The 16,588-nt window shown below is 42.8% G+C and carries 14 protein-coding genes; 6 read left to right on the forward strand and 8 right to left on the reverse strand.

The genetic code is table 11. From position 1 onward, the window contains the following. Positions 1 to 102: 102 nt before the first annotated feature. Positions 103 to 945: a TatD family hydrolase gene (locus tag CP947_RS05305; RefSeq protein WP_096712199.1), complete on the forward strand. Its 843-nt coding sequence runs from the start codon at positions 103 to 105 to the stop codon at positions 943 to 945. An 83-nt stretch (positions 946 to 1,028) separates the two neighbouring features. Further along, the gene (locus CP947_RS05310) at positions 1,029 to 1,325 is read left to right on the forward strand and encodes a carboxymuconolactone decarboxylase family protein (RefSeq protein WP_096712200.1); all 297 of its coding nucleotides are present in this window, start codon (positions 1,029 to 1,031) and stop codon (positions 1,323 to 1,325) included. 27 nt (positions 1,326 to 1,352) lie between these two features. Here the strand turns inward: CP947_RS05310 and CP947_RS05315 are convergent, their stop codons facing one another. Both CP947_RS05315 and CP947_RS05320 read right to left on the reverse strand, forming a co-directional pair. Then, on the reverse strand, positions 1,353 to 1,781 hold the full coding sequence (locus CP947_RS05315) for a desulfoferrodoxin family protein (RefSeq protein ID WP_096712201.1): 429 nt from the start codon (positions 1,779 to 1,781) through the stop codon (positions 1,353 to 1,355). A gap of 39 nt (positions 1,782 to 1,820) precedes the next feature. Further along, entirely contained in the window at positions 1,821 to 2,846 is a 1,026-nt protein-coding gene (locus CP947_RS05320; protein ID WP_096712202.1) for a DUF21 domain-containing protein, read from the reverse strand. Between the two features lie 473 nt (positions 2,847 to 3,319). Between CP947_RS05320 and CP947_RS05325 the strand changes: the two genes are divergently transcribed. Then, complete coding sequence (locus tag CP947_RS05325) at positions 3,320 to 3,496, forward strand: DUF378 domain-containing protein (protein ID WP_096712203.1); 177 nt, start codon at positions 3,320 to 3,322, stop codon at positions 3,494 to 3,496. Positions 3,497 to 3,506: 10 nt separating this feature from the next. Here the strand turns inward: CP947_RS05325 and CP947_RS05330 are convergent, their stop codons facing one another. Next, on the reverse strand, positions 3,507 to 4,775 hold the full coding sequence (locus CP947_RS05330) for a TolB-like translocation protein (RefSeq protein ID WP_164909044.1): 1,269 nt from the start codon (positions 4,773 to 4,775) through the stop codon (positions 3,507 to 3,509). Positions 4,776 to 4,965: 190 nt separating this feature from the next. Between CP947_RS05330 and uvrA the strand changes: the two genes are divergently transcribed. Together uvrA and CP947_RS05340 are read left to right on the forward strand one after the other, a co-directional pair. Further along, the gene (uvrA, locus tag CP947_RS05335) at positions 4,966 to 7,791 is read left to right on the forward strand and encodes an excinuclease ABC subunit UvrA (RefSeq protein ID WP_096712205.1); all 2,826 of its coding nucleotides are present in this window, start codon (positions 4,966 to 4,968) and stop codon (positions 7,789 to 7,791) included. 87 nt (positions 7,792 to 7,878) lie between these two features. Beyond that, complete coding sequence (locus tag CP947_RS05340) at positions 7,879 to 8,064, forward strand: hypothetical protein (RefSeq protein ID WP_096712206.1); 186 nt, start codon at positions 7,879 to 7,881, stop codon at positions 8,062 to 8,064. A 5-nt stretch (positions 8,065 to 8,069) separates the two neighbouring features. On the opposite strand, the gene CP947_RS05345 is transcribed toward CP947_RS05340, so the two are convergent. From CP947_RS05345 to CP947_RS05365, 5 genes are all read right to left on the reverse strand, one after another. Further along, on the reverse strand, positions 8,070 to 8,657 hold the full coding sequence (locus CP947_RS05345; RefSeq protein WP_096712207.1) for an FmdE family protein: 588 nt from the start codon (positions 8,655 to 8,657) through the stop codon (positions 8,070 to 8,072). A gap of 8 nt (positions 8,658 to 8,665) precedes the next feature. Beyond that, on the reverse strand, positions 8,666 to 10,009 hold the full coding sequence (gene purB / locus CP947_RS05350; protein ID WP_096712208.1) for an adenylosuccinate lyase: 1,344 nt from the start codon (positions 10,007 to 10,009) through the stop codon (positions 8,666 to 8,668). Positions 10,010 to 10,146: 137 nt separating this feature from the next. Next, complete coding sequence (locus CP947_RS05355; RefSeq protein ID WP_096712209.1) at positions 10,147 to 10,899, reverse strand: ABC transporter ATP-binding protein; 753 nt, start codon at positions 10,897 to 10,899, stop codon at positions 10,147 to 10,149. Next, positions 10,899 to 11,972, reverse strand: a complete 1,074-nt coding sequence (locus CP947_RS05360; RefSeq protein ID WP_096712210.1) for a FecCD family ABC transporter permease — start codon at positions 11,970 to 11,972, stop codon at positions 10,899 to 10,901. The genes CP947_RS05355 and CP947_RS05360 overlap by 1 nt, the downstream gene beginning before the upstream one ends. 17 nt (positions 11,973 to 11,989) lie before the next feature. Continuing rightward, positions 11,990 to 13,114, reverse strand: coding sequence for an ABC transporter substrate-binding protein (locus CP947_RS05365; RefSeq protein ID WP_165868963.1), 1,125 nt, complete (start codon positions 13,112 to 13,114; stop codon positions 11,990 to 11,992). Positions 13,115 to 13,428: 314 nt separating this feature from the next. On the opposite strand from CP947_RS05365, the gene CP947_RS05370 reads away from it, so the two are divergent. Continuing rightward, positions 13,429 to 16,473, forward strand: a complete 3,045-nt coding sequence (locus CP947_RS05370) for an FAD-binding and (Fe-S)-binding domain-containing protein (RefSeq protein WP_096712212.1) — start codon at positions 13,429 to 13,431, stop codon at positions 16,471 to 16,473. The last annotated feature ends 115 nt before the right edge of the window (positions 16,474 to 16,588 follow it).

Raw genomic sequence — 16,588 nt, forward strand, 5'->3', positions numbered from 1 at the left:
ATGGTTTATATATTTTTGATGATATTCAGGTGTTTATTAGATTAATTGCGTTAATTTCATTTCCTAAGTATTTTTATATGGCAGGCAATCATACTCTCTTTCATGTCCCCAAACATTCCTATTACCGATGAGCATATACATATTGACCCCCGGGCAAAGGGTATTGATGCTGTAAAACAATTCCAGAATGCAGGAGGAACTCATATGATGGTGGTCTCCAAACCGACATGGACGCTTGGGGTCGAAGTTACAAAACCCGATGACTATCGTGCTGTATTTGATGAAACTGTGAATATTGTCCGCCAGATCAATGAACTTGGGATTGGTGCTTTTCCGGTGCTTGGCGTACATCCGGCAGAAATTACCAAACTATGTGAAAGAATGAAACTTGAAAATGCCACCTCCCTTATGAAAGTGGGTCTGGAGATTGCATCTGAATACGTAAACGAAGGTCTTGCTGTGGGATTGAAAAGCGGACGTCCTCATTATCCTGTCTCTGATGAGGTGTGGCAGGCTTCTAATTCAATAATGTCTCATGCTTTTTCCCTGGGCAAGGGTCTGGGATGTGCTGTCCAGCTGCATACCGAAAGTGTAGGAGAACCTGAGCTGGAGGACATTGCCAGCAGGGCAAAGAGTATTGGTATCCCTCTGGAAAAAGTTGTGAAACATTATGCACCTCCGCTTGTGGATGTCTGTGAAAGGATAGGCCTTTATCCTGGTGTACTTGCCGGCAAAGGAGCAATTGAAGAAGCCCTTAAGCAGGGTAGTCGTTTCATGATGGAGACGGATTATATTGATGATCCGCAACGTCCCGGTGCAGTACTTGGTCCAAAAACCATTCCCCGGCGAACCATGAAGCTTGTTGAAACCTACGGGGAAGAAGTTTTCTGGAAGGTTCATAAGGAGAATATCGAATCTGTTTATGAGGTGGACATTGAACTTTAAAGAGCTGGAAACATACTTGTATTAATTACAGTAGCAATAATTATCTATATTCTTGTTCGTTATATCCTATCAGGAGATAATTAATGAAATTTCTTATCGATAAATTACCGGAAACTGCAAACGCATTTGCAGACATGCGTGCATCCCTTTTCAAGGATAGCGCCCTGGACACAAAGACAAAAGAGTTGATCGCTGTTTCCTCATCGGTCCTGATGAGATGTGAAAAATGTGTAGAAATCCATGCATCCCGTGCAAGAGATAATGGTGCAACCGAGGATGAGATCGCTGAAGCAGTTGCAGTCTCGATGTTTATTGCCGGTGGTTCGCAACTGCACTGGACCCGGAAATACGACCAGATATTTGAAAGTGTAAATGAATGAAACTTATGGTGTCATTGTAATTAAATTTTAGACTCCGAATCCTTCCTGCAAACATTTTTCTCGACGGCATCCGGCAGTTAAACGGAGTTCTTCTCTTATTTCAATACAATTTTGCCATAATCCGTGAACATTGCAGTATGCAAGGGCGCAGAACTCTCTGTATTTGCCAAAATATATTAGTCTGAATAATGCATCAGGTGAAGTTCCCGGGGCGAAGTTGACTCGTCCGATCTGGATTGTATTCTGCATTTTAGTGCGTGCATACAATTCTATCCATTGAATTTGATGCTGCAGCGAATTCGGATGTTTCACATTTTCCCCGACTACAACATGGATGTAATCCTTGCCGCTGTTGCCATAATTTTTTAGAACCTCTATAGAAGGTATGTGTCTTTCTTTTGATTGGGAGTCATATTTGTGTGACCTGTCATTTTTCATAATATCCGATGGATCCATAATTTAGCCTGCTTGTTATCTTTAAAAAGAGATAGTTTCTCAGAATGTTGTCTCCACTCTTCTTACAACTCCTCTGAGAAGTCTGGAAAGAATGTCTGATCCCGTCAGGATTCTTTTTTCTTCATCTGTCCAGTAGATTATCACGTCCTGGTCAATAATATCTCCTTTATCATGCTCAGGATACATCCTTAGTTTTGGAATTACTTCTTCTAGCCTGGTTTTTGGTGACATTACGATAACCGGCCTGTGACAATAATCTTCAGGATCAAGGGTTATGTTGCCGTAGGCTAAATCTCTCAAAAGGTCATCACTGTTAAGTGTACGTATGGGATTCCCCTCTGGATCCGTGATAATAATCCATTTCTTACCGGATTCGCTGATTTTTTTGAGGAAAGGATCTTCAAGGGTTTGTTTAAATTCCGGGAACACCGGTTTCCTGTTTTTTATAGGAAGGGAAATGATACTTTTTGGGTCAATTGGGTTGCCTTCCTTTGTGATCTTTGTATCATCCATTGTCAAAAAATTAAGAGCTCCCTGTCCCTCCACACTTCCGATATCAGATCTTGCGGATTGTATGTGTCTCTGGAGGACTTTTTTAAGGGACCTCTCTTTGAAGAACATTATTTCTTCTTTTCCCAGCCACCAGTCAAGCATTATTGCCGAAGGTTTTGCAAAAGGATAAAGGATCAATTGATACATCTTGACTAATGGAGTTAAATATGCTCCGGCTTTCAGGGCATTTCTGGTGAAATATGCCTGGGGCATAATCTCACCAAAACAGGTTATTATTACAGTGGAGAATACAAATGCAGCAGTACCACCCATTATTGAACCTGTAAGCAGGGCAATAAGAACATTTACGGCAACGTTTCCCCATAATAAAGTTGTTAAAAGAAAGTTGGAATCCCTTCGGATATCTAGTATTTTTCTTGCATCCTTATTGCCAGATTCGGCTTCAGTTTCCAATACCAGCCTGCTCAATCCAAAAAGTCCAATGGTAAGGCCGGAAAACATTGCCGATTGACTGACAAAAAATAAAAGTAGAATCCAGGTTATAATTTCCATATTTTGCTTCCACTTTAGTTGTATGACAATATATTTATATCTACTTAAAACTTTGACTGTCGTAATATTGTGATATTGTTCTCAATCTGTATTATCGAACCATTTATGCATGATGTAATTTCCTGTCAAAACATATGCCATTAATTTAAAAGAGGAGTTGTTTCAATTTTTATGGGGATATATTTGCCTGTACGGTAATCTTTGCTATATACCCTTACATTTACTTTTGTTTGAGGATTTGGTATTTTTACTTTATGGGTATCTGTGATTTAGTTATTTTAAAATATGTTTATCTTTTGTTTATTGAAAGGTTAACATACTATTAACATTTTTGATTTGAGAATTATATCATAACTTCTATTAATTATGAATGAAGAAGTTGTAATAGTTTTTAATGTACTACTCATGTGCCTATACGAAATAGGTTTTTGAGTGAGGGTAAAAGTATGACCGAGAAAACATAATTAGACTGGATAGCAATTGCTCTTGTAGTAATTGGAAGTTTGAATTGGGGATTGTTTGGTATATCACAGGACTATAACCTGGTAGAACTTATCTTTGGATATAGCGCAATAGCACGGGTAGTCTACATTATTGTAGGTTTGGCAGCCCTGTACATGATATACTTTGCAAGCAAAGACCACCAGTAATTTGGTGGTCTTATTTTTTATGCATGATGAAACGTGCAGACAGTATAATTATGCTTTCCAAAAGCCCGAATGAAGGTGATTTTTCCGCCATCTTAGTACTATCGGGAAGGCTTTTTTCATCTAGTTCTATCATTGAAATCGAACGTCTTTTGTTTTTTGTTGATGTACATGCAATTTTATTTCCTTCCGGTGACCATTGTGGCATAAAACCTCTCCCGACTTGCAGTTTTTCATTTCCTTTATGGTCAGTTATCCATATTCCGTATTCTCCGATATCTCCGTAATTAAATACGATTTTATCTGCGTCAGGCGACCATGCAGGAAATGAATAGGCCTTGAAGTATCCCGAATTGTTGGTTATTTTTCTTTGATTGCTACCATCAGCATTCATAACCCACAGGCTTGTAGTGTGATTATTACCTGCTCTAACATATGCAATTTCAGCACCATCCGGTGACCAGGCAATGTCATATGCTTTTCCTTTGAAAATGCGGGATTTTCCTGAACCGTCAGTTTCCATAATCCAGATACCTTCAGTTTCCGGATTATTCGAAACGTAAGCAATGAGGTCCCCTTCTGGTTGCCATTGTGGTTCAAGATAGGGGCCATTGCTATCAGTGAGTTTAGTATTTTCGCTACCATCGGAGTTAATTATCCATATATCTGAGTCCTTGCAGATATTTGATTTATTCAACATTCTTTGTTTTGTCCCATCTTCTTTTTCTACCATATCCCATATATCACCGTTTTCAGAAGCTGCAGATACATAAACAATTTTAGAGCCATCAGGACTCCAATCGGCTTTCCAACCCCTCAAGCCCAGCAGGTAGTTTTCCAGAAAGGCTCCTTCAGTTAGTTTCCTTTTGCCAGAACCGTCTGGATGCATCGTCCATAATTCATAATTTCCTGTCAGATTTGATATATAGAGTAACAAATTTCCTTCAGGAGACCAGGGGTCAAAGAAGAAACCTCCGCTTTCATCTCCAGAAGTTAATTTTTCTTTATCTGTTCCATCTGCTTTTGATAAGCAGGCACTTAGATTTTCCAGTGAATTACCTGTGCTTGAAGAATAGGCGATATATGTTCCATCAGGGGACCAGTAAGGAGCAAAATTGTGTGTGGAATTTTCAATTGCAAATGTATTCTCGTCTGCATTACAGGGGCTTGCAATAAAAAATAATATCAGGGTGGCGAAACAAAGGAGGTGTTTTAGATTCATCTTTATACTTCCAGTACACAGTAACAGAATGTACACATAGTTAATTTTGTTGTCATTCATGAAACTCCTTTGCCTTATGTGGGTATAATTTACTAAGTGCATATTATATAAATTAATTGGTAATATATTTTATTTTACTTTTAGGTTGTCACATTGATTCACAATGTCTGATAGCAAACCTTTAATCCTTCCAGACAATATTCTCTTCCCCAAACCAACTTAAAACAATCCTTTTAATCTTTCAGGACACATGTCTCTCAAAAATATAATGATAAAGGGTGCCAAAGAGCACAATTTAAAAAATATTGATGTAGTGTTGCCCAGAGATAAATTAATCGTGATCACGGGGTTAAGTGGCTCGGGCAAGTCATCTCTTGCTTTTGATACGATCTATGCCGAAGGCCAGCGTCGCTATGTTGAATCGCTTTCATCATATGCCCGGCAATTCCTGGGCCAGATGGAAAAACCCAATGTGGAATACATTGAAGGGCTTTCTCCTGCTATTTCAATCGAACAGAAGACCACCAGCAAGAATCCCCGCTCCACCGTGGGTACCGTTACCGAGATATACGACTACCTGAGATTGCTGTTTGCCCGTATAGGGGCTCGCCACTGCCCGGATTGTGGGCGTGCCATCGAACCCCTGAGTGTTGACCAGATTGTGGACAACATAATGAAATTCCCTGCAAAAAGCAAACTTCATATCCTGGCGCCTGTTGTCCGGGAGCGTAAAGGTGAATACAGGAAACTTCTCGCTGATATCCGGTCTGATGGTTATTCCCGTGCACGTGTGGATGGGGGGATTATCCGGCTCGATGAAGCTGATTCCCTGGAACTGGGGCGCTACAATAAACATAACATTGAAATTGTGGTTGACAGGCTTTCCATCAAAGAAGGAATAGAAGAGCGCCTCTCTGATTCTGTGGAACAGGCCCTTGCCAGAAGTGGCGGTATAGTTATAGCTGATATTGTCGATGGCGATGAATTCGTATTCAGCGAAAAACTTGCCTGTCCACACTGTGGAACTGGATTTGAAGAACTGGAACCTGCCATGTTTTCCTTTAACAGCCCCCAGGGAGCATGTGATGTATGTCATGGCCTGGGAACTTCCATGGAATTCGATCCGGACCTGATAATCCCTGACAGATCCCTGTCTCTCAATGAAGGAGCAGTTGAACCGTGGGGTACGAGAAAAGATGGCTATTACATGCAGTCTCTCCAATCTCTTGCTGATCATTTCGGATTTTCTATGGATGCTCCTTTTGAAGATCTGGAGCCACAGTATCAGAATATGATCCTCTATGGCACGGCCACCAAAGTCCCGATGGTCCATACCGGTAAAGGTGGAGGTGTCTGGAAACGCAATAGTCGTTTTAAAGGTGTTATTGCTACCATTTCCAAGATATACAATCGTACAGATTCAGAAAATACCAAGGACCGGCTAAAACGGTATATAAGCACCAAACCATGTCCGGCCTGTGAAGGTGAAAGGCTCAAGCCAGCCAGTCTGTCTGTTTTCATAGACGGGTTCAATATAATCCGGACAACTCACATGTCTATTGAGGATTGTCTCCACTTCTTCGAGAAACTGGAACTTAGCTTGGACCAGCGGGAATTTACCATAGCCCGCCTGATATTGAAAGAAATTAAATCCAGACTGGGTTTTTTGGTTGATGTGGGTCTTGATTATCTAACATTGAGTCGTTCAGCATCCACTCTTTCCGGAGGGGAAGCCCAGCGTATCCGTCTTGCCACTCAGATAGGCTCCAGTTTGATGGGGGTACTGTACATTCTGGATGAACCGAGTATTGGTTTGCATCAGCGGGATAATCTCAGGCTTATCAACACTCTCAAACACTTACGTGATATCGGTAACACCGTTATTGTTGTGGAGCATGATGAAGAAACAATAATGAGTGCCGATCATGTTGTGGATATGGGACCAGGTGCCGGTATTCATGGTGGAGACCTGGTAGCGGAGGGAACTCCTGTGGAAATTATGCAAAACCCGGATTCTCTCACGGGGAGATATCTCAAAAGGGAACTGGAGATTCCGGTGCCCTCGGAACGGCGTACTCCTGAGGGTTTCATTAAACTGATTGGTGCTGCTGAAAACAATCTCAAGGAAATCGATGTGGAATTTCCTCTCTCAGTAATGATATGTGTAACCGGGGTTTCAGGGTCAGGTAAAAGTACACTTATCAATGAAACCCTGAATAAAGTGTTAGCCCGCAAACTCAATCGTGCCAGGGAGAGAACAGGAAAATATTCCGCTATCGAAGGTCTTGAAAATGTTGACAAGGTAATTACAATAGATCAGTCTCCCATAGGCAGGACTCCCAGATCCAATCCGGCTACCTATACCAATCTCTTCACACCCATACGTGAATTATTTGCCCAGACAAAACTTTCCAAATCCCGCGGCTATAAACCGGGTCGTTTCAGTTTCAATGTACGTGGAGGCCGTTGTGAGACCTGTGGCGGGGAGGGAATAATCACTATTGAAATGCACTTTTTGCCCGATGTTTATGTGCCCTGTGAAGTCTGTCATGGCAAACGGTACAACAGGGAAACCCTTGAGGTAACTTACAAGGATAAAAGCATAGCCGATGTACTGGATATGACAGTGGAAGAGGCTCTTGGTTTTTTTGCAAACATTCCAAAAATAAAACGTAAGTTACAGACGCTTTTTGACGTTGGTCTGGGCTACATCAAACTCGGTCAGTCTTCCACCACGCTTTCCGGTGGGGAAGCCCAGCGTGTCAAACTTGCTACTGAGTTGAGTAAACGCTCTACCGGTAAAACGGTCTATATTCTTGATGAACCAACCACAGGGTTGCATTTTGATGATGTCAGGAAGTTACTTGAAGTGCTTCAGCGCCTCGTTGAGGGAGGAAATACAGTAATTGTAATAGAGCACAATCTGGATGTTATCAAGGTTGCAGATTGGATTATTGACCTTGGTCCTGAAGGTGGAGAAGGTGGAGGACTTGTTGTTGCAGAAGGGGTTCCTGAAAATGTGGCAAAGGTCGAAGGTTCCTATACCGGTGAATTTTTGAAAAACATTCTCTCCTGAGAACTCGGGCACAAGGTTTATTTTCTTTCAGGAAAGAATTTACATGACCAAAATACTGGTTACCGGCCTTACCGGGGGTGTATTTATATGGTAAGAAAAATCCGTTGCAAGAATATCAAGAATGACCTCGAATATCTGGGGGGCATCATGTCACATCAGGAAGGCAGGGAGCCCACTCCTGATGTGGCCAGGTTTAAAACCCAGGTAGAATATAAGAAAACACTATGCAAAATACTAAGGAATGAAAAAGAGAAGGAAGAGCTTGATCGCTGATTCCTTCATATATCATATTTTTCAAAACATGGAAGGCAGTAAAAGTTGCCGTTCATAACTCTTGCCCGGCTTTCCATCATTCCTTCGCCACATTCACTGCAGATGAGGGTCTGGAAAATAACTGCCTTTTCAGGCGGTTTTATTTCGATTTCCTCAATTTTGAACAGCTCTTCAAGAGGCATGTTCAGGACTTCATGGGATTTTTCTTCATGTTTTTGCTTAAACCTTTTTTCTTCCTCTTCTGTAGCACTGCCTTCCCTGATCTTTGGAAACAGGTTCTGATGTTCTTCATCATTTTTCATCCCATCAGGTTTCACCACGAGCCGCAGAGCTTTATCGTCTCCCCGATTGAAGAAAGTGTACACATGTTTGCCGAAATCACGGTATATCAGATTACCTTTCCCGAAGGTGCATCCATTGACCACCTGTATGGCATCCACAGAACATGACTTGTTTTCAACTATGCACACGAGCTCTTCATCCTCTGCCCTAATGTTTTTAAAATGTTCCTCTGCTGCTTTTGCAGCCCTGAACCCCAGAGATAATCCGGGACAAAGATGGCCGTGGAACTTTACTGCGTCTTCAATTTCCATTAAATCCCTCACAGGTATTGTTTTCTTAACTTTTCAACTGTAATTTCAACTTGCTTAACTGCGGTACCGGTATATCGGTAAGGATCAACAAGTTTCTCGACATCCTCTCCATTAAGATAGCCGGATACATCTTTATTTGCAAGCAAAGTTTCACGCAGGTGTTTTCCGCTTTCGTGGGCCTGCATGGCAGCTGTACGTACTATCTCATGGGCTTCCTGTCTGCCGACACCTCTTTTTGCAAGTTCTATCATGACCGCCTCGCCCATATTAAGTCCTTTGAGCAATTCAAGGTTACGCTTGATGTTTTCCGGATAAAAGTGCAGGTTATCGGTCACATGGATTCCGAGTTTCAGGATGTGGTCGGTTAGCACACATGTTTCAGGGAAAACAACCCTTTCACATGAAGAGTTTGTAAGATCCCTCTCATCCCATAGTGTATTATTCATAAGTTCAGGTTCAATCATGGAGCGTACAATTCTTGCAAGCCCGCATATCTGTTCGGATTTGATTGGGTTGCGTTTATGAGGCATCGTAGAGGAGCCTACCTGTTTTTTGCCGAAACTTTCCTCGACTTCTGCAAGTTCACTTCTCTGCAGTGTTCGTAATTCAACACCAATTTTATCCAGTGTTGTTACGACATTTGCCATCCACATAACAAATTCCGCATGACGGTCCCTCTGGATAATCTGGTTGGAGACATCCACACCTGTGATCCCAAGATATTCCATCGCTTTTTTCTGGATTTCAATACCCTTCTCACCAAAAGCAGCCTGGGTACCTACAGCCCCGGTCATCTGGCCTACTTCTACCCTGGGCTTGAGCTGTTCAAGTCTCTCTATATGCCTGCCAATCTCGGCTGCCCAGATTGCAAAACGCAGGCCGTATGTTGTTGGTACGCCGATCTGTCCGTGGGTTCTGCCCGCACATACAGTTTCTTTGTGTTTTTCAGCCTGACGCAGGAGCACTTCCAGTAGTTGTCTGATTTTTGGTTCCATTACTTCAATGGCATCTTTCATCTGGAGACCTGTAGCCGTATCCAGCATATCGTTTGATGTTGCACCGAAATGTACCCATTTACTGGCATCTTCCTCACATTTTTCGGAGATGGCAAGCACAACTGCCATCATGTCATGATGGATCTCATCTTCGATTTCCTTGACTCTTTTGAGTTCCACATTTTCAATACTTTGTTCTATTATCTTAGCGGCGTCTTCAGGGATTAATCCCACATCAGCTTCTGCTTTTGCAAGGGCTGCCTCTGCTTTCATGATACATACCAGGCGGTTTTCCTCACTCCAGACATGTTTCATTTCCTCGGTTCCGTACCGGTATTCTATGGGATGGATGGCCATTGATATTCTCCTTTTGTGACTATAATTTCAGATGATTGGTTTTAATGGAACTACAGATTGCTTTTAATTATAATTATGTTTGGGTTAGCAGTACAGGCGTACCCATGATATTCTTTATGAATAATAGCCGCTTCCTATCACTCCACAGGAACTACCATCTTATAGCCGCTCACCTCACCAATGGTCACTTTTACCCCATAAACAGCTTCGATATTTTCAGGTGTGATTACTTCTTCCTTGCCGTGTGCAAACACTTCCCCATCTTTAATAAGGACATAACGATCGGAATATCGAATTGCCAGATTAATATCATGCATGGTTATTACTGCTGAAACGTGTTCTTTCCTGGCAACCTCTACAACAGTATTCAGGATACCCAGCTGGTTTTTCAGGTCCAGGCTGCTTGTGGGTTCATCCAGCAGGAGTATTCGGGGCTGTTGCACCAATGCACGGGCAAGGCTTACTTTTTGCAATTCACCGCCGCTCATCTCATCAATGTAGCGCAATGCAAGCTCTTCCATCCCCATGTCCGATATTACCTGACGGGTAATTTTCATGTCTTTTTCTTTCATACCCCATTCGATGTGAGGTTTCCTCCCCAGTAATATCGCATCAAATGCTGTCAGACGACTGGGTTCTGTATTCTGGGGAACATAGCCGAGCCTTTTTGCGATTTCTATTCGGGGAAGTTCCAGAACATTTTCCCCTTCTACAATTATACTTCCGGATTTTGGAGTAAGAATTGTGTTGATACAGCGAAGCAATGTGGTTTTCCCTACACCATTAGGTCCCAGAATTGTCAGTACTTCTCCGGGGTTGAGGTCAAATTCAATTTCCTTGAGTACTTCTCTTTTTTTATAGTCAAACTGAAGTTCTCTTATTTTTAGCATTAGTGGCTATACCCCCGGATAAGCAGATACAGGAACAAAGGTGCCCCCATGAATGCAGTAATTATTCCTACAGGGAGTACATAGGGTGCAATTATCAGGCGTGCTGCAACGTCAGAAGCAAGCAGAAGAACCGCGCCTACAATACAGGCAGAAGGTATCAGGAAGCGCTGGTCATCTCCTACAAACCGGCGGGCGATATGCGGGCACACCAGCCCGACAAATCCTATTATTCCAAGAAAAGACACAGCTGCTGCAGTTGCCAGTGATGCCACCAGCATTCCTGTCAGGCGCACTCTGTCAACATTCACTCCCAGTCCCCTGGCGACCTCATCTCCTGCATCAATCGCATTATAGTTCCAGCGATTATAGAAGAAATAGGCTGAAGCTAGCAGTGTGATAAATCCCATTATGTAGATACTTTCCCAGTAAGCTCTTCCAAGATTTCCGAAGGTCCAGAACACTATTTCCGGTAGTTCTGAGTCATCTGCAAAAAACTGTAACAGCATTGTTGCAGCCGTAAGCAACGAACTCAATGCCACTCCAACAAGTATGAGCACTTCCGGGGTTGCATTTTTGTATTTTGCAATGGCCAGAATCGTTAAAGTTGATATCAGGGAAAATGCAAAAGCGGAAAGCGTTGTCATGTAAGGCAAATCGAGCATCGGCAGCCAGTTGCGTGTACCTGCCAGGATTGAAAGAGTGGCTCCAAAAGCGGCTGCATGGGAGATTCCCAGTGTGTAGGGTGATCCGAGAGGATTGCGCAGGATGGACTGCAATACAACCCCTGATATCGAAAGGGCGACACCTGCAATTATTGCAGCAACAGCCCGTGGTATTCTCAAGTTCCAGATAATTGATTTGGAATGTGTTAATTCAGCTGGCATTCCAAGTATCGTTCGGGTTATTTCAAAGATTGTAAGGTCGGCATTCCCCACTGAAAGAGAATACAGGAATATTCCTCCGGTCAACAATACTGAAAGGAGAATAAAAGAGGTCTTCCTGTCAATGTAACTTCGGTATTTTTCAGGAAGTGTCCCCACTTCATCCTCATCTTTTTTGCAGTAATATTCCATGTAATCCCCTGATAGTATTATTCAAATGAAATCTGTCCAAACTCATGGCCGAAATTGTCGGTCATAGTTTCGTAGATATCCTCATTTACAGGCGATTCGGCATAGAGGAATGAATATATCTCATTTGCTTTTTCCTGTGGATTTACGTCCTGGAATTCTGAAGGATAGACAACTTTTCCTACATACCATGCATCTGCAAGTACATTTCCATGGTTTGTTGTGTACCAGTTGTAAGGCATGACTCCATAAATTTTATCATTTTTCGCCGCCTCCAGTTCAGAATAAACCCCGCCAGTTGCAAAAGAACCAATACCGTACTTTTCGTTGGTATGGGTGTTCCCATTCTCCGAAAAATCATAGGTACCCAGATCAACGAAAATGTAATCGATACCCGGATTGGAATCCCAATTAAAAAGGGCATCATCTCCTACCTGATAGCCTTCCCAATCTCCGGTTTTTGAAACGCCGGAAGCAACATTGTTGACATTAACATATTCAAAAGGGGGATAATCCGGCTGTGTGGAAAGAATACCGTGTGAGCCTCGGTAACTAATTCCTGCTATATATGCAGTGGGAGTTTCTTTATCCTTAGTTCTCTCATTGAGTTCTGCAATTTCTTCTTCAAAGAAAGTTATTACTTCGTTGGCTCTTTGTTCCCTGTCCATTACATGGCCCATAATCTGGAGGGATTGTTTCATGTTTTCATCTCCTGTATTGCCATAATTCAGACCAACTACCGGGATTCCGACATCAGAAGATAATTTTTCTGCATCCTCAGCATTGGAATATGTATAGAATATAACATCAGGAGCCGGGTTAAGAGTCAGAATGGATTCTGCATCATATTTTCCCCTGAATGCGCCAATATAGGGATATTTTTCAGAATCTGCGAACTGGGGGTTTGCGATCCTGTATGGTCTTTCAGGAGAATCGATGGATTCCTCCCATTGTTCAATGTCCTCCACTCCGACAACTGTGTCCTGTTCTCCAAGATAACACAGGTATCGTAATGCGCCCGGTCCCACACAAATAGTATGCTCGATGTTATCGTTTATCACTACTTGTCTTCCATAAGAATCTGTTATGGTGAGCGTTTCATTATTCCCTTCATTTCCTTTATTTTGTGGTTCAGAAGAATCCATGCATCCACAGGATACTAGAATAATTCCTAATATTGCCAGTGTGAGTAATATTTTTGTTCTATGCATACAATCATCTTCAAATTTGTAGTAATTAATAATTGTTCATAATCTCATATTAAGTGCTATTATTATTCATTTTCGTAGCAGTTAATTCTATAAATATTTGTTGCGTATTATTCATGAGTATTTTTTGTATTTTTTAATGCTACAGAACAAGAAACGAAACACAGGTTTTGTATGGTGTACCCACAACCATTATATACCATGTTTACTTTATATAGTATATAGTTCATAATTATCAATGGAGGGTATTTATGTCACAACAAATCTTTGAGTTTTCAGAACAGCAGAAAAAGGAACTTTCCGATCTTTTCGGGGAAAGGGTCAATTTAAGTCGCAGGGAACGTCATTTCTATAACCATGATGTAGGAGCTTTGCCTTCCATGGCAAAGAGACTCCTTGGAAAAGCAAAACCTGCTGCGATTGTTAAACTTAGGGATGAGGATGATGTTGTCAATTTGATGGATTTTGCTTCCCGCTATTCAGTACCTGTAGTTCCCAGGGCTGGAGCTACATCCGGTTATGGGGGTGTGATTCCTACAAAGGGAGGAATCATTGCTGATGTCGGCAGGTTAAACCAGATTTATGATATTGACAGTGAAAAACTGACAGCAACAGTCGGGGCGGGAATCGTCTGGGAAAAACTGGAATCCAAACTGAATCATGTTGATCTTTCTGTCTGTGCCCTGCCTTCAAGTGCACCGGCAGCAACCGTTGGCGGCTGGCTTGGGCAGAACGGTCTGGGTTATGGAAGTTATGAGTACGGCTGGTCACAGGAAACAATGCTTTCCGCACGACTGGTAACTCCCGAGGGTAAGGTGCGTGAGTTCGAAGGAAATGATCTGCAAAAGATTGCAGGCAATTTGGGTGTGCTTGGTATTATTACACAGGTCACCCTCAAGATACGACCACACAGACAAACAAAAGCATTTTCTGCAAGTTTTGAGAATCCTGATGCTCTACAAAAGGCTCTGCAGTTGATTGATGAGCGCAACATTGCGCTCTGGTCCATATCATTTATTAATCCGGGTTTTGCTGACATGAAAAATCGTGCTCCTCAAAAATTGCACCATGGTGAACCCATTGTGCTGGATGATGTCGATTTACCTGAAGCCTATATATGCAACTTTTTCTATCCGGATAACAGGGATGTATCTGGTCTTGAAGATACCATCAAAGAAGCCGGTGGTTCCATTCTTCCTGAGCAAATATCAAAACATGAAACAGGTGAATGGTTCAGGACGATGAAAGTTAAAAGGCTTGGACCTTCTTTTATTCCGGCAGAGATAGTAGTGCCTCAGGAAAAGGTCAGTAAGGTGATCGATGAGATTAACGAAAAAATTTCGCTGCCTGTATTGATCGAAGGGACGGTTTCGCGGGATGGCGAAGTCGTACTCCTCTGTTTCATTCCTCATTCGGAGAGGTCTTTCAAGTTCAATATGGCATTCACCCTGGCTCTCAGTATCATCAGGATCGCTGAAGATAACGGAGGCAGGATGTATGCTTCGGGTCTCTATTTTGCGGGTCAGGCTGAAAAAGTTTACGGTGAGATGCTCAAACAATTGATGGATATCAAAAAGGAGCTTGACCCCTCAGATATCATGAATCCTGAGACATTTACCGGCAGGGGATTATTCACTTCTGCTATTTCAATGGCAGGTAAAATGGAACCTCTGATGCGCTTTGTGGGTAACATGTCAGGAGTGGATAAGACTGATTTCAAAGATCAGAAAAACATTCCTGGTGACATAATTTCCCACGCTTATACCTGTGCACAGTGCGGCTATTGTGTAAACGAATGTGATCAGTATTACGGGCGTGGATGGGAATCTCAATCCCCCAGGGGTAAATGGTTCTTTATCAAGGAATACCTGGCCGGAAGGGATGAGATTAATCAGGAACAGACAGATACTTTCCTTGCATGTACTACCTGTGAATTGTGTGATGTACGGTGCCAGCTGGATCTTCCCATTGAGAATTCATGGTTGCGCCTGAGGGAAAATCTTGTTCAGCAGCGTGGTAAGATGACCTTCCCGCCATTTGAGATCATGGCTCAGAGTCTGAACAAGGAACGCAATATCTGGGCGGAATACCGTCAGGGCAGGGATGAGTGGGTTCCTGAGGACCTCAAACCCAAAATCAAGGAAAAGGCAGATTATGCCTATTTTGCTGGCTGTACGGCTTCTTTTGTGGAAAAAGATATCGCAGAAGCTTCTGCTCGCATGCTTTCGGATGCCGGAATTGATTATACTATTCTGGGCAAGGAAGAATCCTGCTGTGGTATTCCGATGCTTGCAGCCGGGAAGTGGGATGTTTTCGAAAACATCATGAAAATGAATGTGGGCAATATGAAGAAAAAAGGTGTAAAAACTGTAATTACTTCCTGTCCAGCATGCTGGTTCGTGTGGCATACCTATTACCGCCAGTGGGCCGAAAAACTGGGAATTGATTATGATTTTGAAGTCAAGCACTATTCCGAAGTACTTGCTGAAAGGATGGATGTACTTGAACCCAAACTCAAGGTTCCACTTGAAAAGACCGTTACTATCCATGATGCCTGTCACATGGGGCGTGCCGGAGGTATCTATGAGCCACCCAGAAAGCTTGCAAAAGCCATTCCCGGTGTTGACTTCCGTGAGATGGAGCACAACAGGGAAAACGGACATTGCTGTGGTTCAGTATTGACCCTGGTGAGCGAGCCTGACGTTGCCAATATAATTGGTGGTGTGCGGCTGAAAGAAGCCGAAGCCGTGGGTGCGGATATTATGCTTGCCGCCTGCCCATGTTGTCAGGTGCAGCTGCGTGTGTCTGCACAGAAGAGCAATATCCCTGTGGATGTGCAGGACCTGGGTGCAACCGTGGCCCGTAGTATGGGGTATGATATTGCTGATACTACAAATGATGCTCTGGTGGGTTGGGCTGCCTTTGAGCAGATGATCTATCTTATGAAACCTGAGAACATGACCAATCTGATGATGGAATTGATGCCACAGATGATGGAGGCCATGCCTTCGTATATGAGGGGAATGATGAAAACGGTCAAGTATGTACCGGGTATGGATAAACTAATGGCACCGATGATGCCCAAAATGATGCCGATGCTTCTGCCTTCCCTGATGCCGAAGGTCATGCCGGATATGCTTGAAGCAGTTACCCGTCATGTCCAGATGCCCGATTACATGGAAGAACAGCTCCCGGACCTGATGCCAAAAGCGATGGAGAATCTGATGCCCAACATGCTCCCACAGATTGCACCGCTTTTGACACCCCGGATGATAGAATACATCAAGCAGAACTAAGATTTGATACACCCCTATAAGGGGGGTGTCATTTTTTCATTTTCCTGCTTCCATTTTGCTGTTTCCTGTGTTTCCTTGTATTATTTATAAAATGAGCACTTCTCTTTCATGGGGG

The sequence above is a fragment of the Methanohalophilus euhalobius genome (assembly GCF_900215215.1).
Classification (GTDB): domain Archaea; phylum Halobacteriota; class Methanosarcinia; order Methanosarcinales; family Methanosarcinaceae; genus Methanohalophilus; species Methanohalophilus euhalobius.

Excerpts from the sequence above, each read along its gene's own strand:
- CP947_RS05305 (WP_096712199.1), top strand. The coding sequence starts at position 103 with ATGTCCCCAAACATTCCTATTACCGATGAGCATATACATATTGACCCC.
- CP947_RS05310 (WP_096712200.1), top strand. The coding sequence starts at position 1,029 with ATGAAATTTCTTATCGATAAATTACCGGAAACTGCAAACGCATTTGCA.
- CP947_RS05315 (WP_096712201.1), bottom strand. The coding sequence starts at position 1,781 with ATGGATCCATCGGATATTATGAAAAATGACAGGTCACACAAATATGAC.
- CP947_RS05320 (WP_096712202.1), bottom strand. The coding sequence starts at position 2,846 with ATGGAAATTATAACCTGGATTCTACTTTTATTTTTTGTCAGTCAATCG.
- CP947_RS05330 (WP_164909044.1), bottom strand. The coding sequence starts at position 4,775 with ATGAATGACAACAAAATTAACTATGTGTACATTCTGTTACTGTGTACT.
- uvrA (WP_096712205.1), top strand. The coding sequence starts at position 4,966 with ATGTCTCTCAAAAATATAATGATAAAGGGTGCCAAAGAGCACAATTTA.
- CP947_RS05340 (WP_096712206.1), top strand. The coding sequence starts at position 7,879 with ATGGTAAGAAAAATCCGTTGCAAGAATATCAAGAATGACCTCGAATAT.
- CP947_RS05345 (WP_096712207.1), bottom strand. The coding sequence starts at position 8,657 with ATGGAAATTGAAGACGCAGTAAAGTTCCACGGCCATCTTTGTCCCGGA.
- purB (WP_096712208.1), bottom strand. The coding sequence starts at position 10,009 with ATGGCCATCCATCCCATAGAATACCGGTACGGAACCGAGGAAATGAAA.
- CP947_RS05355 (WP_096712209.1), bottom strand. The coding sequence starts at position 10,899 with ATGCTAAAAATAAGAGAACTTCAGTTTGACTATAAAAAAAGAGAAGTA.
- CP947_RS05360 (WP_096712210.1), bottom strand. The coding sequence starts at position 11,972 with ATGGAATATTACTGCAAAAAAGATGAGGATGAAGTGGGGACACTTCCT.
- CP947_RS05365 (WP_165868963.1), bottom strand. The coding sequence starts at position 13,114 with ATGGATTCTTCTGAACCACAAAATAAAGGAAATGAAGGGAATAATGAA.
- CP947_RS05370 (WP_096712212.1), top strand. The coding sequence starts at position 13,429 with ATGTCACAACAAATCTTTGAGTTTTCAGAACAGCAGAAAAAGGAACTT.